Origin of the sequence: Prosthecobacter sp., assembly GCF_049294395.1 — a bacterium.
Taxonomy (GTDB): Bacteria; Verrucomicrobiota; Verrucomicrobiia; order Verrucomicrobiales; family Verrucomicrobiaceae; genus Prosthecobacter.
This window is the reverse complement of sequence record NZ_JBAQCR010000280.1, coordinates 12,996-31,937: the sequence shown is the minus strand read 5'-3', so window position 1 is coordinate 31,937 and position 18,942 is coordinate 12,996. Positions and strand designations below refer to the sequence as shown.

At 59.4% G+C, this 18,942-nt stretch carries 17 protein-coding genes; 11 read left to right on the top strand and 6 right to left on the bottom strand.

Going from position 1 to position 18,942, the window contains the following annotated elements:
• Positions 1–82 precede the first annotated feature (82 nt).
• Entirely contained in the window at positions 83–1,186 is a 1,104-nt protein-coding gene (locus WAW39_RS19120) for a 6-bladed beta-propeller (protein ID WP_422320765.1), read from the bottom strand.
• Between the two features lie 41 nt (positions 1,187–1,227).
• Positions 1,228–2,895, bottom strand: a complete 1,668-nt coding sequence (locus WAW39_RS19115; RefSeq protein WP_422320764.1) for a hybrid sensor histidine kinase/response regulator — start codon at positions 2,893–2,895, stop codon at positions 1,228–1,230.
• Between the two features lie 188 nt (positions 2,896–3,083).
• On the opposite strand from WAW39_RS19115, the gene rpmI reads away from it, so the two are divergent.
• From rpmI to WAW39_RS19075, 8 genes are all read left to right on the top strand, one after another.
• Complete coding sequence (gene rpmI / locus WAW39_RS19110) at positions 3,084–3,299, top strand: 50S ribosomal protein L35 (protein ID WP_377164684.1); 216 nt, start codon at positions 3,084–3,086, stop codon at positions 3,297–3,299.
• A gap of 121 nt (positions 3,300–3,420) precedes the next feature.
• Entirely contained in the window at positions 3,421–3,816 is a 396-nt protein-coding gene (rplT, locus tag WAW39_RS19105; RefSeq protein WP_397380479.1) for a 50S ribosomal protein L20, read from the top strand.
• Positions 3,817–4,088: 272 nt separating this feature from the next.
• Positions 4,089–4,946 (top strand): metallophosphoesterase, encoded by an 858-nt coding sequence (locus tag WAW39_RS19100; protein WP_422320763.1) that lies wholly within the window; start codon positions 4,089–4,091, stop codon positions 4,944–4,946.
• A gap of 68 nt (positions 4,947–5,014) precedes the next feature.
• Positions 5,015–6,040, top strand: a complete 1,026-nt coding sequence (gene pheS / locus WAW39_RS19095) for a phenylalanine--tRNA ligase subunit alpha (protein WP_422320762.1) — start codon at positions 5,015–5,017, stop codon at positions 6,038–6,040.
• Between the two features lie 64 nt (positions 6,041–6,104).
• Positions 6,105–6,512, top strand: coding sequence for a GxxExxY protein (locus WAW39_RS19090; RefSeq protein WP_422320761.1), 408 nt, complete (start codon positions 6,105–6,107; stop codon positions 6,510–6,512).
• 81 nt (positions 6,513–6,593) lie between these two features.
• The gene (gene pheT / locus WAW39_RS19085; protein ID WP_422320760.1) at positions 6,594–8,987 is read left to right on the top strand and encodes a phenylalanine--tRNA ligase subunit beta; all 2,394 of its coding nucleotides are present in this window, start codon (positions 6,594–6,596) and stop codon (positions 8,985–8,987) included.
• A gap of 37 nt (positions 8,988–9,024) precedes the next feature.
• Positions 9,025–9,267 (top strand): UPF0175 family protein, encoded by a 243-nt coding sequence (locus WAW39_RS19080; protein WP_422320759.1) that lies wholly within the window; start codon positions 9,025–9,027, stop codon positions 9,265–9,267.
• Between the two features lie 7 nt (positions 9,268–9,274).
• Positions 9,275–9,742 (top strand): DUF3368 domain-containing protein, encoded by a 468-nt coding sequence (locus WAW39_RS19075; RefSeq protein ID WP_422320758.1) that lies wholly within the window; start codon positions 9,275–9,277, stop codon positions 9,740–9,742.
• 6 nt (positions 9,743–9,748) lie between these two features.
• On the opposite strand, the gene WAW39_RS19070 is transcribed toward WAW39_RS19075, so the two are convergent.
• Genes WAW39_RS19070 through WAW39_RS19060 form a run of 3 tightly spaced genes read right to left on the bottom strand, consistent with a single transcriptional unit; the run spans position 9,749 to position 12,348 of the window.
• A complete protein-coding gene (locus tag WAW39_RS19070) occupies positions 9,749–10,915 on the bottom strand; it encodes an aminotransferase class V-fold PLP-dependent enzyme (protein WP_422320757.1) in 1,167 nt (388 codons plus the stop codon).
• Between the two features lie 57 nt (positions 10,916–10,972).
• Positions 10,973–11,344: a type II toxin-antitoxin system RelE family toxin gene (locus WAW39_RS19065; RefSeq protein WP_422320756.1), complete on the bottom strand. Its 372-nt coding sequence runs from the start codon at positions 11,342–11,344 to the stop codon at positions 10,973–10,975.
• Complete coding sequence (locus WAW39_RS19060; protein ID WP_422320755.1) at positions 11,341–12,348, bottom strand: peptidylprolyl isomerase; 1,008 nt, start codon at positions 12,346–12,348, stop codon at positions 11,341–11,343. Before WAW39_RS19060 ends, WAW39_RS19065 begins: the two co-directional genes overlap by 4 nt.
• Positions 12,349–12,578: 230 nt before the next feature.
• Here WAW39_RS19060 and acs point away from each other — a divergent pair, with 230 nt between their 5' ends.
• The gene (gene acs / locus WAW39_RS19055) at positions 12,579–14,507 is read left to right on the top strand and encodes an acetate--CoA ligase (protein ID WP_422320786.1); all 1,929 of its coding nucleotides are present in this window, start codon (positions 12,579–12,581) and stop codon (positions 14,505–14,507) included.
• Here acs and WAW39_RS19050 read toward each other — a convergent pair.
• Positions 14,504–15,880 carry an apolipoprotein N-acyltransferase gene (locus WAW39_RS19050; RefSeq protein WP_422320754.1) on the bottom strand — a complete coding sequence of 459 codons (1,377 nt, stop codon included), beginning with the start codon at positions 15,878–15,880 and terminating at the stop codon, positions 14,504–14,506. The two genes, acs and WAW39_RS19050, sit on opposite strands and share 4 nt — an antisense overlap.
• A 158-nt stretch (positions 15,881–16,038) precedes the next feature.
• Here WAW39_RS19050 and WAW39_RS19045 point away from each other — a divergent pair, with 158 nt between their 5' ends.
• Both WAW39_RS19045 and WAW39_RS19040 read left to right on the top strand, forming a co-directional pair.
• On the top strand, positions 16,039–17,184 hold the full coding sequence (locus tag WAW39_RS19045; RefSeq protein WP_422320753.1) for a glycoside hydrolase family 75 protein: 1,146 nt from the start codon (positions 16,039–16,041) through the stop codon (positions 17,182–17,184).
• A gap of 27 nt (positions 17,185–17,211) precedes the next feature.
• Entirely contained in the window at positions 17,212–18,939 is a 1,728-nt protein-coding gene (locus WAW39_RS19040) for a hypothetical protein (protein ID WP_422320752.1), read from the top strand.
• Positions 18,940–18,942: the final 3 nt, after the last annotated feature.

Below are 18,942 nucleotides of genomic sequence, written 5' to 3'. Positions count from 1 at the left end.
GATGAGGTCCGGGTTTTTTGTCATTCGCACTTACTCATTCGTCATTTGCCGCAGCGCAAACACAGAAGTTGGCCAGACCTGATTATGCGGCCACTTTTTCGAGTTTAATCGGGTAGGTTTGGAAGGCATTCCACTGGCAGACGATGAGATCACCGTTGTCGAGAACGCAGACATCGTGCCCATGATCGAAAATCCGTTCGGCCTGCATGAGGGGCTTGAGTTTGCCTTCCTCATACACGGGTTCGGTGCCGCCGGGGGCGCTGACGACTTTGCCGGTGGCATCGAGGATGACGGTGAAGCCGCTGGGGTTTTGCGGGAGCTTGTTGATCTCGGGGGTCTTGGACCAGCAGACGCCGGCGTAGAGCTCTTGTCCGGCGATGACGGGGCGACAAACCATGGCACCGGGGACGGCGAGGGTTTCGAGGTATTTGCCGTCGAGGGTGAAACGGCGGAAGCAGTTGTCGACGCGTGAGGTGACGATGACGGTGGCTTTGTCAGCGCCCTGACGGGTGTCGATGGCGATGCCGTGGGCGTTGTTGAGGCGTTCTTCGGCGGGGACGCCGTCTTTGCCGCCGAAGCGCTGAATGAACTTGCCGCGTGCATCGTAACGCAGCACAAACTGCGAGCCGTAGCCGTCCACGACGTAGATGTCGCCATTGGGGGCGATGGCGGTTTCGGTGGGATTGAAGATCATGTCGGGCTCATACGCGCCGGCGCTCATGGGATGGCTGATGGAGAAGATTTCTTTGCCGCCGAGATCGGTCTTAGTGATGCGGCCGGTCTGACGGTAACCGCCACTGCCGGACTTCCAGAGGCCGCTGTCGGTGACGAAGAGGAACTCTTCGCCGTTTTCATTGGAGAGGGTCAGTCCATGGCCGCCGGGCCAGACGCTGCCCCAGGAGTCGAGGATGGTGCCGTCGGGTTTGAAGACGAGCATCTGATTGTCCCAGTGGTCGCCAATCATAAAGAGGCGGCCGTCTTTGACCTGCACCATCTCGTGGCAGTTGAGGATGGGGTGATGGCGGCCCTGACCTGCGGGCACCCATTCTTTGTTCACCTTGTAGCGATGACTGCCGTGGCCGATGACGACGTCCTTCTTGGGGTCAGGTGCAGCGCGCAGTGTTTCAGTGAAACTGGCGGCGGCGGCGGTGGCGAGACCGGAGAGGAAGTGGCGGCGTGTTTTCATGCGGAGCGGAAATTTTCACTCAAGCACGCATGTGCCGCGGCTCAATGACGTTTCATCATGGTGGCCACACGATGCACGACCTGCGTGAGCTCGCCGGCTTCGTAGGGCTTGGGCAGGACGCCGACAAAGCCGCGTTCGAGGAAGATCATCTGCACTTCCTCGGTCACGCTGCCGCTGGTGCAGACGATGCGTGCCTCGGGATCAAGGTGCAGGATTTCGGCGGCGGTTTCGGTGCCGTTCATGCCGCCACGCAGGGTGAGATCCATGAGCACCACATCGGGCGGAGTGCCAGTGCGGAAGAGGCTCTGGTAAATGCGCACGGCGTCCTGGCCGTTGTCACACTGCACGACTTCGTAGCCGCAGCGGGTGAGGATCATGTGGGCGACTTTGCGGAGGTCGTCCTCGTCATCGACGATGAGCACCTTGCCTTTACCATGCTTCAGCGGAACGGGGGCCGAATCCGCAGGCGTGAGAGGCCGGGTGCCACCGGAGCCTGCGGCGGCAGGAAGAAAGACGCTGAACTCGGTGCCGATGTTCGGGGTGGAGGTCACGCGAATGTCTCCGCCCATTTCATCCACGAAACGTTTGCAGGTGGTAAGGCCGATGCCGTTGCCGTCGGCCTTGGTGGTGAAGGATTCGCGGAAAAGGCGGTCGAGATTTTCCCGGGCGATGCCGCAGCCGCGATCGCGCACGATGATGTGGACATGCTTGCCGGGCTTGAGTTTGCCGTCTCCAGCCGGGCCCACCAGATGGTTTGCCGCCTGCACATCCATGTAGCCGCCGTGTGGCATGGCCTGGATACCGTTCATGACGAGATTTTGGAGCACCTGGCTGAGCTTGACGGGATCGGCAATGGCCTGTCGCAGATTCTCATCGTTGCGCACGCAGACATGGACGTTGGAGCCGGCACCGGCGAATTCCACGGTGTCGCGCATCAAGGAGACGATGTCGGTGGGTTCCAGCTTGCGAGGGGAGGACTTGGAGGCGGTGACGACCTGGGAGGTGAACTGCTTGGCGCGCTTCAGGCCGGCGAACACGAGCTGCAGTTCCTGAGCCAGGGCCGGATGCTCCTGCACCTGCTGAATCAGCGCGGAGAGGCGCACCGTGACGGGGCCGAGCAGATTGTTCACATCATGGGCGATGCCCTGGGCGAGCGCTGCGAGGTTGTCTTTACGCATCTGTGCAGACTGTGCGTCCAGATCGTCGGCGGCGGGTTTAGGCTCAGGCTTGGAGCTCGCCGTCGTGGCAGCGGCCTGAGCAGGGCTGATGAGGATGGTGAAGTTCAGCAGCTTGCGCATGCTGTTGAAAACGGCGCGCACGCGCCACTTGCTGGGCACCGGGGTTTGGGTGCGCAGGCTCTGCAGCTGGCATTCACACTCATGGCAGCCGCCTTGATCCACGGCGAGGCGGAGGCTTTGCTGGAGCGTGGCAGCGTCTTTAACGTTGGCGACGAGATCATTGAGGCCCAGGCCGCGGAGTCCTGCCTCGGGGTCTGCACCTGCCAGCATGGCGGCGGCGGCGTTGCTAAAAAGGACCTTTTGGCCGCTTTTGGCGTCACTGGCTTCGCTTTCCACGATCACTACGCCATCGGCGACCTGATCGAGTGCGACACGAAGGTAATAATTGGCCACCTTGAGGTGCTCCAGCCCCTGCTCCAGTTCAGCGAATGCTGCTGGAGTTGCGGAGGAAGTGGAGAGGGAGGAAGTCATGAATTATCCGCGTGATTCCGACTCATTTAGCAATCTTAGATAATTAAGACAACTTTAATTTTTGATATTCTAGATATTTCTGACTCCCATATTTGAGAGCAAACGTATGCAGGAAATTTGATGAGAGTGCATGAGAAGGTGAAAAACACCTTGCCGAACCGGGCTTCTCCTTTACCATCGCCGCCCCTATGTCCAAAAATGCCGGTATCGCCAAGACGAGGAAAGCTTACGCCAAGCGGTTCAAAATAACTGCCACGGGTAAGGTGCTGCGCCGTAAACAAGGCAAGCGCCATATTCTGCAGAATAAGAGCCGCAAGCGTAAACGTAACCTCGGTAAAGTCGCCCTCGTGGCGGAAGTGGATGTCAAAGCAATCAAGGCGAACATGCCGTTCTCCCATCGCTAAGACGACCACGGTCTCTCAATAGAGACCACGATGAACTTGCCTGGCTTCCTTTGGGAGGCCTTCGACCAGGTGAGGCAAGCCATCGCTACCCAAACAACAGCCTGATCATAGATAAAGATACATGTCAAGAGCCACCAACTCCCCCGCCAGCCGGAAGCGCCGTAAGCGCGTGCTGGCAAAAGCCAAAGGTTACCGCGGCTTCCGTTCCACGCATTTCCGCTATGCGAAGGACGCCGTCCGTAAAGCCGAAACCTACGCAACTCGTGACCGCAAGGCCAAGAAGCGCAGCTTCCGCAACCTGTGGGTGCAGCGCATCAACGCCGCCACCCGTCCTCTCGGCTTGAGCTATTCCCGTTTCATGGAAGGCCTCAAGTTCGCTGGTATCGATCTTGACCGTAAAGTCCTCGCGGACCTCGCCGTCAAAGACATCGCCGCCATCGAAGCTCTCGTTCAGCAGGCCAAGGCCGCGCTGGAAAAGAAGGCCGCCGAAGCGCCGAAGGAAACCGCAGCAGCGTAAGCTCCAACGGAACCTACAAGATTCTCAACAGCCGGGGCGCAAGCTCCGGCTGTTTTGTTGTGCCCGCGTCACACCGGGCAAGGGGTGTGAAACCCGTGCATGGGTTGAATCTTTGAACTTTTGGGCGAACTGTCGGTCATTAATCAATGCACGGCTTTTCCCCAGCACGAGTGCTTGAAGAAGACGTGGCTTTCTGCACGTCGTTCCTCCATCCCCCTGCGTATCATGAGATGCGCTTCAACGCTCTCATTGAGCCAGCCTGCTGATCCATCATGTCTGCACCTTACTCCCGTCGTAGCATCCTGCGCCAGTTCACTGTTCTGGCCGCAGTAGCTTCCGCTTCGCCCGCATTCGCGCGTGAGCGAAAGCTGAAGCTGCTGGTTGAGCGTGTCGAAATTTTGGTTCCCGGACTGCCGCCGGCGATGGATGGCTTTCGCATCGCCCAATTGAGTGATCTGCATCTGGAGCCCTTCACCACGGAGGAGGATATTTTGCACAGTGTGGAGGTCTGCAATTCACTGCTTCCGGACATGGTGGCTTTGACCGGTGATTTTGTGACCCACACTGCGCGTCCTGCGCCGAAGGTGGCGGAAATTCTCTCCCAACTGAAAGCGCCCTACGGCGTGTATGCCAGCCTGGGCAACCATGATTTCGCCAGTGGTGCCCCTGAGGTCATTCGGGCGCTCACAGAGCGAAATATTCCGGTGCTGCGCAATGAGATTCGTCGCATTCATACGGAGAACGGGACGCTGGTGCTCGGCGGGTTTGACTCCAGGTATGTGAACAAACCTGATGTGCGTAAAACGCTGCAGGACTGGAAGCAGCACCAGCCGCTGGTGCTGATGATGCATGAGCCGGATGCTGCTGACACAATCGCTGCGGCCGGCGTGAAGGCGCTGCAAATTTCCGGGCACACGCATGGCGGGCAGCTCGTCTTCCGTGGCAAGGCGCCGATGTCACTGCGTCGCGCCAAGTTTGGCAAAAAGTACCTCGCCGGACATTACAAGGTGGAGGGCCTGCAGATGTATGTGAACCGCGGCATCGGCTGCGTGGGAGTGCCACTGCGCATCGGCGCCCCGCCGGAGGTGACGGAGCTGACTCTGCGCAGCCCGGAGCTGCTGCGGGCGTGATTTGAAAGAGCAGGCCGGTGGTTCCAACAGTTGCATGCGGGCCATGTCGCAGCTAAGTGACCGGTTCCATGCTTTCCGAACTCGACTCTCTCAAAACCGCAGCCCTTGCCGCCCTTGACGCTGCGCAGGATGAAACCGCCCTCGAAGCTGTGCGGGTGAACTTTCTGGGCAAGAAAGGCAGTGTCACCGCTCTCAGCCAGGGCATGAAGGATGTACCGGTAGAGCAGAAGAAGGAAGTGGGCGCCAAGCTCAACGAAGTGCGCACCGCCATCACGGAAGGCATCGACACGAAGAAACTCGCGCTGCAGGCCGCACAGGATGCGAAGGCGGTGGAAGGCATCGACATCACGCTGCCGGGGCGTCCGGGAGCAGGCGTTGGTGCGCTGCATCCGCTCACGCAGATTCGTGATCTTGCCATCCGCACGCTGCGCCGCATGGGCTTCGCTTTGGCGGAAGGCCCGGAGATTGAAACCGAATGGCATTGCTTTGATGCGCTGAACACGCCTGCCGACCATCCGGCACGCAATGAGAAGGACACGTTCTATCTTCCTGATGGCCGACTGCTGCGCACGCATACCTCCAGCGTACAGGTCCGTACCATGGAGGCTGCCAAAGCGCTGCCGATCCGCATCATTGCGCCGGGGGCTGCTTATCGGCGTGATGAAATCGACGCCACGCACCTGAGTGTTTTCAACCAGCTGGAAGGACTTTATGTGAATCAGGACGTCAGCCTCGGCGACCTCAAAGGCACGCTGGAATACTTCTTCCGCGAGATCTTTGGTGTCGGCACGGCGGTGCGTTTTCGCCCGCACTTCTTCCCGTTCACGGAGCCGAGCTTTGAGATTGATGTGAAGCTGGAAGCGAAGGGCAAGGATGCGCGCTGGATTGAAATCGCGGGCTGCGGAATGGTTGATCCGGCTGTTTTCGCTGAGATCAACAAAGCGCGTGGCGACAACCTTTTTGATCCGGAGACCACCACGGGCTTTGCCTTTGGTCTTGGGCTCGACCGCCTGGCCATGATCATGCATGGCATCACTGACATCCGGCATCTCATTGAGAATGATGTGCGGTTTCTGCAGCAGTTTGCGGTGTGAGGAAGCTGTTTTTTGACAGGATTTACAAGATTTCGGAATTTCAGGATTAACGTAGGGACGATTGATGACGATCGATGAATTGACACACCGGGTGATTGGCATGGCGATGGGGATCCATCGTGAGCTGGGTGCTGGATTTTTGGAGTCGGTGTATCATCGTGCCATGGAGATCGAGCTTGCCGAGTCTGGCCTTGGCTTTGAGTCGAATGTGCCGCTGAATGTTTTCTGCAAAGGCAAGCTGGTCGGAAAGTTCGAAGCAGATATTATCATCGCCGCAGGGGATCTGAGGCTGTTGTTGGAACTCAAATCCTGTGAGGCAATCTCCAAGATTCATGAAACTCAAACGGTGAACTACCTGGCTACCACCGGCATCGAAGATGGCCTCATCATCAACTTTGGCGCCAAGAGTCTCGACTGGCGCCATAAGTTCCGAACTTACCGCCCTAAATCCCAACTCCAGACCATGGCTTAGTGAACGGTGCTCCGCCATACATCGCGTTAATCCTGATCCATTTTGTAATTCTGTTAATCCTGTCCAACCCCGTTCCGCATTATGCAAGTTTCCCTCTCCTGGCTCAGCACTCATCTTGACCTGAGTTCCTACACTGTCCCGCAGCTTTCTGATCTCCTCACCTTTGCGGGTGTGGAAGTCGAAGGCATCGAAGAACGCGGGGTCGCGACTGACAAGGTCGTCGTGGCGCAGATTCAGTCTTTTGAGCAGCATCCGAATGCTGACAAACTCAGTGTTTGTCAGGTGGATGACGGCAGTGGCACTCTGCGTCAGATCGTGTGTGGTGCGAAGAATTTCAAAGCGGGCGACAAGGTGCCGCTGGCGCTGCCGGGGGCTGTTTTGCCCGGCGGATTCGCCATCAAGGAAGGCAAGCTGCGCGGGGTCGATTCCCTTGGCATGCTGTGCAGCGGCAAGGAACTTGGCATTGGCGAGGACACCGGCGGCCTGCTCATCATGGCGGCTGATTCACCGGTCGGGACGCCTTTCAACCAGCTCAATCCGGCCGACGTGCTGTTCGATCTGGAGATCACGCCGAACCGTCCGGATCTTCTCAGCCATCTGGGGCTTGCCCGTGAACTCGCGGCTCTTACGGGCTTGCCATTGAAGGGCGAGCGCCATCATGCGAATGCGAGCACGAAGACGAAGAAGGCGGATGAAGAGCAGATCGAGATCAAGGCGGCTGAAGCCTGCCCGCTGTACACCGCGCGCCTCATCAAGGGCGTGAAAGTCGGCCCAAGTCCGGAGTGGCTGCGTCGTCGTCTGGAAAGCATCGGCCTGCGCCCGATCAACAGCATCGTGGACATCACGAACTATGTGATGATGGAGATGGGGCAGTCGTTGCATTGCTTCGATCTGGGCAAGCTGAACGGTGGCATCGTTGTCCGCATGGCTGTTGAAGGTGAGAAGTTCCTCGCGCTTGATGGGCAGACGTACGCTTTGCAGACTGATGACCTTGTGATCGCGGATGGTGGTCGTCCGGTCGCCATTGCGGGTGTCATGGGTGGTGAAGAAACGGGTGTCACGGAAGGCACTGTGAACGTTTTGCTGGAGAGCGCCTATTTCGCCCCGAGCGGCATCCGCCGCACTTCGCGCCGCCTCGGCCTGAGCAGCGACAGCAGCTACCGCTTTGAGCGCGGCATTGATCCGCAGCAGGTGCAGGGAGGTTCGGAACTCGCCACGAAGCTGATTCTCACCATCGCGGGTGGCACCGCTGAGGATGTGGTGCAAGTTGCGGGCGAAGCGCCCAAGCTCGTCGGAGAAGTGACGCTGGATGAAAACCGTGCGCGCAAGCTGCTCGGCACGCCGGACATGACTGGCGATGAGATTCACGCCATCCTCGAAAAGCTCGGCCTCAGCAAGAAGTCCGCCAGCAAGAATGAGAGCCACTGGGGTATTCCCAGCTATCGCCTCGATCTTCAACGTCCGGTTGATCTCATGGAGGAAATCGCCCGCGTGATTGGATTGGATCGCGTGCCATCACGTCAGGTTGCGGTCGCATCGCCGGTCGAAGCTGCTGACCGCACGTATGATTTCGCGATGAACCTGCGGCAGTCGCTTGCCGCGCGCGGCTTCTTCGAAGCGCAAACGCTGCGGCTTATTGCGGATGCGCAGCTTGCCGACAGTCTCGGAGGTGGCCAGGGTGTGGCGGTGAAAAACCCGCTCAGTGAAGATCATACCACGCTGCGCCCGAGCATTGTTCCGGGTCTTGTCGCCACAGCGGCGCTCAACATCCGGCAGGGATTGCACCGCCTGCGTTTCTTTGAACTGGGCCGCGTCTTCCTCACTTTGCCGAAAGGCGGCAGCCGTGAAGAGGAGCGCCTCGCCGTGCTGCTTAGTGGCCCTGTTTCGCCGACAAGCTGGCATGGCCGCGAGCCGCAGGCTGCGGACATTCATGAACTGGTGGGGCAGATCCAACACCTCACGCGCACGCCTCTCGAAGTGCGTCCCGCGAAGGAGAACAGCGCCAACTACCTGCTGACGAGCGAGCTGCGTGCCGGGAACCGCATCCTGGGCTGGATCGCGCAAATGCATCCTGCACGTGCGCGTGAAATCAATGCGCGTCATCCCGTCTATGTCGCCGAACTGCTCATCAGCGCTCTGCGTCAGGGCAGCACGGGCCCGACGAAGTTTGAGGAGCTGCCGCGCTTCCCTGGCATGACGCGTGACGTCGCCATGGAAGTCCCCGCGGATCTTCCGCACGCCAAAGTGGCCGCGTTCTTTGCCTCCCAGAAACATCCGTTGTTTGTGGGTGCTGAGGTCTTTGACGTCTTTGCTGATCCGTCGGGAACCAAGATGGCGAAGGACCGCAAGTCCATCGCCTGGACGCTGACTTACAGGTCTTCGGAGAAGACCCTCGAAACTGCCGAGGTGGATGCCGCGCATACGGCGATCCTTACGGCGTTGGAGAAGACGTTGCCTGCGACGGTGCGGAGGTAAAGATTGAATTCCGGAGTCATGGTGTCATAGTGACATCATGACTCTGACCTTCCCGCTGCCAGCATCTTTGGAACAGAAGATGCAGCCGCAAAAGGCAAAGCTGCATCTGGCAGTGGGGGCTTTTGCTGCCGAAGAAGTGACTCTGGGGCAGGCCGCCGACATCGCGGGCATCTCTCAAACTGAAATGATGGGTGAGCTGGCGCGCAGACGCATTTCATTGCACTACGATGAAGCGGATTTTGCCGAAGATCTGAAGACGATTGCGACTTTAAACGGCTGACTAGGATATGCTGGTCATCAGTGATACATCCCCGCTCAGCGCACTTCTGCTCGCAGGGCGGGAGTCATTGCTGAAACAAATGTTTGAGCGGGTGGTGATTCCTCCTGCGGTCGAAAGAGAACTTTTGCGCGCCCATGATGCGCTGCCTGCCTGGCTTGAAATTTTGTCACCGCCAGTTATTCCATCGAGCGTGTCGGAGGCGGGGTTGGATCCAGGTGAAACAGAGGCTATTGCACTGGCATTGGAACTGCGTCCGGATGCCATTTTGATGGACGAACGATTGGGACGAAGGCTCGCTGCCCGGCATGGCTTGAAAGTCACGGGTCTTCTTGGACTTCTGGTCATGGCCAGACAGAAACAATTGATCGAGGAAGTCCGGCCTTTGATTCATGAAATGATTGATAAAGGCAGCTGCTGGTTTGACCAAGCGCTGCTGGAAACCGTCTGCAACTCCGTGGGGGAGAAATGGAGCTGAGTTTGCTCAGGCAGCCTCACCAATCACCTGTGCCACTCGGTCCATCTCCGCTTCTGTATTGTAGAAGTGGGGGCTGAAGCGAAGGAGGGGCTGGCCGGCGCGGTTGTGGCGCAGGGAGGTGGTGATGTTGTGAGCGGTGAGATGTGCGGAGATGTCCGCCAACGAGCGCTCGGCATGTTGCACTGTAGTGATGCAGGAGGCGTTGATGCTGCGCGGATCGGGGCCTAGGAAGGTGAAGCCTAGGGGCTGGAGTCTGGCATGCAGGCGGGCTTTGAGCTTTAAAAGCTGGGCGCTGATGGCGGGGAGTCCGACCTCCTGAATCAGGTCGATGCCGGCTTTCATGCCGAGGATGCCGGAGATGTTGAGGGCACCGGGTTCGTAGCGACGGCCGCCGCGCTCGAAGGCGATCTCTTCCTGCGCGATGAAGTTGGGGCTGCGTACGTTCCAGGAGCCGAGGAGGCTGGGGCGCAGCCTGTCCTGCAGTTCTTCGCGGACGTAAAAGATGCCGGCGCTCATGGGGCCGAGCATCCATTTGTGGGAGTCGGCGGAGAGGAAATCGACGTGGTCGACACGGGTCTCGAAGGCACCGACGGTCTGGATGGCATCGAGGCAGAAGAGGATGCCGCGCTCCCGCAGCATGCGGCCGATGCGGTCGATTTCAATGCGGTAGCCGCTGAGGAAATGGCAGGAGGCGAGGGCGACGAGCTTGGTTTTGGGTGTCAGCGCCGCCTCGACGAGTTCGGGGGTGATGGCACCGGGGGCTGCGGGCTGGAGGCGCTCTAAAACGACGCCATGGCGTTCGAGATCGGTCCAGGGGTAAACGTTGGCGGGATAGTCATCGAGGTAGCAGACGACTTCGTCACCGGCCTGCCAGGGCAGGCCATTGGCCACCAAGCTGAGGCCGACGGAGGTGGGGCCGATGAGGGCGATTTCGCTGGCTTTGGCACCGATCAATTCGGCGGCAACGACGCGTGTTTCGTTCACCGCTTTCCAGGCCTCAGGATACTCCTGCATGCGCAGGCAGCATTGGTCGAGGTATTCCTGCATGGTGCGTGTGACGCGGCGCGGCAGGATGGTGACACCGGCGTGGGCGAGGAACAGGCTGTCCTTGATCACGGGAAACTCCTGCTGGCGCAGGGCTTCATCGGAAAGGAGGGCATCGAGAGTGAGCATGGCTAATACAACGAATGCCGCATGACCCTGGGTGACGAATTCGCCAAGGCAGGCGGGCTAGGCGACCTTCAAGGTCTTGGCGCCTTCATCGATGAGGTGCCAAAAGCTTTTGGACTGGCTCAGGGCCTCGTCTTCGCCGCCACCGGGCAGATTGCTGCGAAAGAGGAAGTCGGTGAGGGTGTTTTTGTGCAGCACGCGGTGCACGCTGACATTGCCATCGACCACGGCAAAATAGATGCGGTGGTCGCCGGCACGGCAGCGGTAGAGTTTTTTGCCGCCGCGCTCGAGCACGCCGTAGCGTTTGCTGAGGATCGATTCGTCGATATCGGCGGGCTGAATGTTCAGCGCTTCCAGCAGATGGAACTGCACCTGGGTGGGCAGGTGGGAGAGCTCTGCGGCGCTGATGTCATTGAAAACGATCTGGATCATTGTTGTGCGGCAGGGATAGGGGCGAGCGGGGTGTTGGAGGTCTTGTAGCGTTTGATGACGTGCTTTTTGCGCACGGTTTCCATCCACTTGTCGATGTTGGCCTTGGATTTTTCCTGGTTGATCATTTTTTCGATTTCCGGGCGCAGCTTTTCGATGTCCGGGGCGGCACCGAGCTTTTTGGCATCGCAGGAGACAATGATGAAATTGGATTCCAGATCAAGAACCGGGCTGACGCCGCCGGTTTTAAGTTCCATGGCGGCATTGGCGATGGCGGGCATCAGGTCGGTTTTGGACATCCAGTCCCAGGCGCCGCCATTTTCAGCATGGCTGTCTTGTGAATTGGTTTTCGCCATTTTGGCAAAATCAGCGCCTTGAACGATTCTGGTGCGCAGCTCCTGGGCGAATTTTTGCTGCTGCTCAGGGGTTTTGTCCCCGGTGAACTTGGGGATGGTGATGGTGGAGATTTTGATCTGATCGCCTTCGCGCCATTTATCCACGTTTTTGTCGTAGTACTCCTGAACTTCGCGGGGGGTGGCGGGGGGGTGGTCACCGGCATTGCGCGCACGCATGACGTTCATGATGACCATTTTCTCGCGCAGTTCGCGGAACTTTTTCACGGTCATGCCGCCCTTGGTCAGTTCATCCACGAAGGCGTCGCGGTTGCCCTTGAAGCTCTCGCGGATGATGCCGTTGATGTCGTCATCGACGTACTGGGCCTTGATGACGCCGCCGATCTTGCGGAACTCGGCGAGCAGGATTTCGCGGTCGATGAGCGTTTCGATGGCTCCTTCGCGCAGGAGAGCGATTTCCTTTTTGATGCGTGCGGGGTCATTGCGGAACTGGAACTGGATCACCTGCTCCTGGGCCTTGATGGTTTCCTCCACTTCGGAAGAGGCGATGGGGATGCCATCGACGACAGCCGCAATGCTGTTGGTGTACTGCTGGGCGAGGACGCTGGAGCAGGCGGAGAGGAGGGCAAACAGGCTTATGCGCAGGGGAATCATGACAAATGAGGAGCTTATCGTAAGGCTTGGGGCGGCTGTGGCAAGGTGAAGTTCGCCTGTCAGGAGCGTGTAGATGCAGCTTCACCTTGCACGCGGGCGGCTCCGGTTTCTAATCTGCGCCTCCCAATCGCCGACCCCAACCAGCCATGAGCAAGAAAGCCGCCGCCAAATCCTCCCCCAAGAAAGCTGCCAAAACCGCCCCCCAGGCAGCCAGCAATTCCAAATCCCTGATGACTGAAAGCCGGGTGTTTAAACCGAGCGCTGAGTTTTCCAAGAAGGCCCGAATCAGCTCGATGGCGCAGTACAAGAAGATGCATGAGGAGTCGATCAAGCATCCGGACAAGTTCTTCGGACGTGAAGCCAAGGAACTGCACTGGACGAAGCCCTTCACCAAGGTGCTCGACTGGAAGTGCCCGAACGCCAAGTGGTTCATCGGCGGCAAGCTGAACGTCAGTGAGAACTGCCTCGACCGCCATCTGGACGGCCCGCGCAAGACCAAGGCCGCCCTGATCTGGGAAGGCGAACCCGGAGAGAAGCGTGTGCTCACCTACCAGCAGCTGCACCGCGAAGTGTGCCGCTTTGCCAACGTGCTGAAGCGCCACAAGGTCAAGAAGGGCGACCGCGTCATCATTTACATGCCGATGATCCCTGAGGCCGCCATTGCCATGCTGGCCTGCACCCGCATCGGCGCGATGCACAGCGTGATCTTCGGCGGCTTCAGCGCCGAGTCGATCAAGGACCGCGTGCTGGACTGCGGTGCGAAGATTGTCATCACCGCCGATGGCGGCTACCGCCGTGGTGCCGTGGTGCCACTGAAGAAGAATGTGGATGACGCCCTCAAGGCCAAGGACACGCCCGTGGAAACGGTGATCGTGTACAAGCGTACCGGCCAGGACATCCATATCGAAGAGGGCCGCGACGTCTGGTGGCACCGTGAACTGGAATACGTGGACGCACGCTGCGCAGCGGCCGCGATGGATGCGGAGTCGCCTTTGTTCATTCTTTACACCAGCGGCAGCACGGGCAAGCCGAAGGGCATTCTGCACACCACGGGCGGTTATTTGCTGCACGCGCAGATGACCTGCAAATACGTCTTCGATCTGCGCGACGACGATGTGTACTGGTGCACCGCCGACATCGGCTGGGTAACCGGTCACACCTACATGGTCTATGGCCCGCTCGCCCTGGGTGCCACCTCGCTCATGTTTGAGGGTGCGCCAAACTGGCCTGAGAACGACCGTTTCTGGAAGATCATCGAAGAATACGCCGTGACGGTGTTCTACACCGCCCCGACGGCGATCCGCGCCTTCATGAAGTGGGGGGATGAGTGGCTGAAGAAGCATGACCTCAGCAGCCTGCGCCTGCTTGGCACCGTGGGTGAGCCGATCAATCCTGAGGCGTGGATGTGGTACCACAACAAGGTCGGCGGCGGCAAATGCCCGATCGTGGACACCTGGTGGCAGACGGAAACCGGCGGTCACATGATCACGCCGCTGCCGGGTGCCACACCGACAACGCCTGGCACCGCGACACTGCCGTTCTTCGGCGTGGATGCGGCCATCGTCGATGACCTTGGCAAAGAGGTCGGCGTCAATGAGCAGGGCAAGCTGGTCATCCGCAAGCCGTGGCCTTCCATGCTGCGGGGCATCTGGGGAGACAAAGCGCGCTATCAAGAGGCTTACTGGAGCGAGTTCAAAGGCTGGTACTTCGCTGGTGACGGAGCCCGCCGTGACAAGCAGGGCAACTTCTGGATCATCGGCCGCATCGACGACGTGCTCAACGTGGCCGGTCATCGCCTCGGCACCGCCGAAGTGGAAAGCGCCCTCGTGTCCCATCCTGCCGTGGCGGAAGCCGCTGTGGTGGGCCGCCCTGATGAGATGAAGGGCCAGGGCGTCGTGTGCTTTGTGACCGTGAAGGAAGGCATCAAGTCCAGCCGCGAACTTGCAGAAGAGCTGAAGAAGCACGTCCGCAAAGTCATCGGCCCTGTGGCCACTCCGGATGAGGTCCGCTTTGCTGCGGCGCTGCCGAAGACGCGCTCTGGCAAAATCATGCGCCGCCTCCTGAAGCAGATCGCCGCCGGCGAGCTGATCAAGGGCGACACCACGACGCTGGAAGACATCAACGTTATTGCGCAGCTTGCTGCGGGTGGGGAAGACTAATTCAAACTGACATCGGCTGGCTGCGGCATTTTCGGTTTTGAAAATGCCAGCAGCCGGACGGTCCAGATGAGTGACAAGGCCAGCGCCACCCACGGCGTCAGCCATCCTGTGCGGGTGTAAAAGGTCAGGTCGTTTCGGCGCTCAATCGAGCCGCTGATGATGCCAGACTTCATGGGTGCCAGTGATTGGATGACGGTGCCCTTGGAGTCGATGATCTGCGAGACGCCCGAGGATGCAGCTACAACCATGCTGCGATGGTTCTCCGCAGCCCGCACCCGGAATAGCTGGGAGTGCTGGATGTGCTGCCGTGCCGGCCAGCCTGCGGCGTCCATGGAGGGCACGGCGAAAAACTCCGCCCCGGCCAGGGTCATCTTTCGCACCACGTCGTGGAAGTCACAGTCAAAGCAGATCGGGGTGCCGATTTTGCCGAGGGTGGTGATGATGGGCAGGGCGGTCTTGCCGTGCTCACCGTCGTTGAACAGGTGAACGGGATGATTTTTTCCGTGCTCACCGAGAACAGAAGAACCATCAATGGTGAGGGCGGTGTTCTGCCACTTGGGGCCTTCGAGACGGGTCTGGGTGCCGAAGACGAGCAATGCCTTTCGTTGCAACGCGAATGCCTGAACTTTGGCGAGTTCACTTTTGGCGACGTTGCGAACATCGATGGGGATTGTGTTCTCCGGCCAGACGATGAGCTGTGTTTCAGCAGGAGCCTTGTTTGCCAGCGTGATGTAGGTTTCGGTGGCTGCTCCTTCCGCCTGAACGGCGGCGACTTTGACCACCGTGTCTGCTTGAATCGGCTCCCTCATTCCTGGCGATGATGTGATCAACACCCAGATCAAAATGAGCCACCGAGCTCTGGCCGCCTTGAAGATGATGGCCGCCACGGTCAGCATGCAAAGAAAGCCCAGTCCATACCCCCCCACCCATGAGACCAGCGGCCAGGGTTCGAGCGCCAGCCCGAGGTTCATCCAGGGAAAACGCAGGGGCATAAGTTCACAGCGCACAAATTCCGTGCCAGTCCACGCCAGTGCAATGAACAGCGCCATCCGCCAGCCCTTCAAGCCCCGTTTCCATGCCAGCGCCACCACGCAGCCAAACGCCGCCGGAAACACCGCCAGCATGCCCCACAGCAGCAGGCTTAACGGCCCAAAAATATTCCACATCCATGACAGCCCGGTGCCAAACGCCAGCATGCCCCACCAGAAGCCTGCCATGAGCCCATGCACCGCGCTCACATGGTTGTAATAAAGAAAGCCGTTCAGCACAGCGACGCTGACAATTGCCAGCGGCCACCATCCATAAGGTGGAAAGGCAAACGCATACGTGACCGCGCTGGCCATCAGCAGGAGGATTCGGTTCGCATGCTCCATGTTGCGGCGAGCTTATGTAAATCCAGCCCTCATGTGCAAGCCCCATTCACAGCCATCAGCGCTGCCATACCTCTCTCTTCACATTGAGGAGTTTCCCTTTTTGCTTCGACGCAGGCGGCAAATAGATCGAAGCATGCCTTACTCATCCCATCATTCTCATGATCCTGCTGCGCACCTTTCTGCTGATGCTCTCCATCCTGCCTTTCTTCGGCTGCTCAAAGCAGCAGCAGCCACCCCCGCAGGAGCGCGCTGCAGGCCTGCCCGAATGGGTGGAGGGCACGAGTGAACCGCTGCCGCTGAAGAAATCAGCCACTCCTGCCTACCTCCAAGTGCAAAAGACTGCTTCGGTCATTCGCCCCGAGCCGCTGAGGAAGATCGAGGCCTTGGAAAAGCTCAATCCGGGACTTTTTTCGGCCCTCCCCCAATTGACCGAACTGCTGCGCACTGCGGAGGTCTCGCCGAAATTCAAATCGTTCTATGATGCGAAGATCAGCGCTCTTGCGGCAGGAGAGTCCATGAGCACGGACGACTACTTTGACTGCGCGACGGTGCTGCATCTCACCGCTCCGACCACCGGGCGCAAGGCGGTGCTCTTTCAGTCCGACATGGACGTGGACACCGATGGCACGGATCCCGTGAGGCTCGCACGCCTGCAGGATTACGATGATGCACGCATCTCGCGGAGCTTTCAGCCTCTGCTGGCTTATTCGTGGGCACAGTCCGCAGGTCAGCAGGCCGCCAATCCTTTCGTGCAATACTACGCCGACACGCTGACCAAGCTGCGGACTCTCCACAAGCAGGTGTCCGATGAGGCTGCTCATGACCACGGCTACATCTGGCAGTCGGTGCAAAAGCAGTTTGAGGAGACGATTTCCGCCTTGGACCGCCGCGCGAAGTACTATGATGAGGATCTGCGCACCCGGCGCTCATTGGTGGGCAGTCTGGATCCATTCATCGTGGTGCCGCAGACCTGGCCGGACCGCTTGAAGCTGCCCTTCAGCGTGCAGGTGGGAGATTTCGTGGCCGTCATTGCCGGTGGGAAGGTCTATCCCTGTGTGATCGGCGACACTGGTGGCGATGCCAAGATGGGCGAGGCCTCGCTCAAGGTCGCGCAGGCCGTCAATCCCAAGGCCACGGGCAGAAACAGTGCGGCGGATAATGTAACTGTGACCTACGTCATTTTTCCACAAACAAGGCTTGCCATGGCCGCACCCGACCTGTCAGTCTTCCAGAGCGAGGTGGCCCGTTTGCTGGAAGAAATCGGCGGACTCGGCACCGGCACGACTTTGCACCGCTGGCAGTAACACGAACCGACACCCCAAAGACATCCCATGAGCAATGACGTGACACCACCGCCCGCAGTGCTGCCGCCACCCTCCGCTGTTCCCGTCAGAAAGCGCCGCCTCACCTTGCTGATCGAGCATTTGCGCACCCTCCTGGCGCCTGAAACGTTCAATCCCAAATTCAGCTTTCTGGCGCTCATCACCGTGCCGCTGCTCGTCTTTGGCCTGCACGCGGCTTTCAACAGCGGCATGATCATGACGCGGCCGCTGGGCGAGCTCGTGGTGCCTGTGGGCGCGGATGTGCCGCCACAGGTCGTCTTTGCCGCGCGCCTCGGCGAATGTGGTGACAAAGGGGAGCAGATGGACGGTGCGCGCGGGATTTTCATGCCGCCGATGCTCACGGTGTGGGTGCGCAATTTTGACGGTTGGCTGATGGATCGTGCGGAAGGAAACGAAGCCCTGCTCAAAGACTCCGGCTTCACCCCGGCCTCCTACCGCACCTATCTTTCTCTGCGATCCAACAAAGGCCGGGTGCAGAGCGCCGCGCAGGAGGCTGCCTTTCGCACATGGCTGCGGGAGATCATCGTTGACCCCCGCCTTCTTGGAAAACCCGGCGTGCCTGAGCCCGCCACGCTGGAGCAGATGTTCAACGATGCAGATGTTCGCGGCCAGACAGACAAACGCCCTGAAATGGCTCCGGTCACGCTCACCCCCAGCATGCTCACCTTTCAGGCCCGGCTGCTGGAGATGGTGCAGAAAAACCCCGAGCTGATCGGCACCTTCATGATCAGCGACAAGCTCGCGCACAATCCGGAAACCTTTGCCCGCTTCCTTGCGGAACGGGGCATGCGCTGGGAGCAAAAGCTCAAGGATGACAAGCTCAAGTTTCAGTCGTGGCTGGAGAGCAGCAGGCACAACCTGTGCCTTACCATCGGCGGGCGTGAGTTTGCCAGCATGAAGCCGGATACCAAGGGCCACAGCACCCTGGCCGGCGCCACGCTCAAGGGCCAGACCGACGATGACACGATCAATGTGCTGCTCTTCCGCCGCATCTCGCCCGTCAGCACGGAGGTGGATCAATGGCGCGATCTCGTCACCACCTATGGCGTGGACAGCAAGGCCTCCATCACCGTTTCCCTGCGCACTGCGGATGCCGAGGGCCGCATCACCACTCTGAAGATGCCCAGCGTGGTGAACGGCGGAACGCTGCAGCATGACTGCATCGTGACGCTCCCCCTGCGTCCTGTGCTTATGCGCTCCATCGCCTGGGCGGCCATGGCCGGCGTGCTGTGGCTCATCGTCCTCGTCTCCATGCAGACCGGCACTTTGCGCACCAGCGTGCCGGAGAATGATCCGTTGATCACACACTGGACTCAAAGCCCCTGGAGCGCCTCACGCGTCGTCTTCGCCTGGTGGCTCGCCATCTGCACCGGCTGCTATCTGTTTCTGTGGGCCATGAAAGCGCAGATGGACGTGCTTTCCGGCTCCGCACCGCTGCTCCTTGGCATCAATGGCGGCACCCTGCTGGCAGCCTCCTTCGTGGGGTCCAACAGAAGGTCCGTGCGCAGCCGCTCCTTTCTGGAAGACATCGTCTCCGAAGGCGGAGAGGCGGAAATCTCACGCCTGCAGATGATCATCTGGAATGGCGTCCTCGGTCTCGTCTTCATCTGGCAAAGCCTTGCCGACTGGCAGATGCCAACCTTTGATCCCTACCTCACCACCCTCCTGGGCATCAGCTCCACCGCTTACGTTGGGTACAAAGTTGCAGCCAAGTAACAG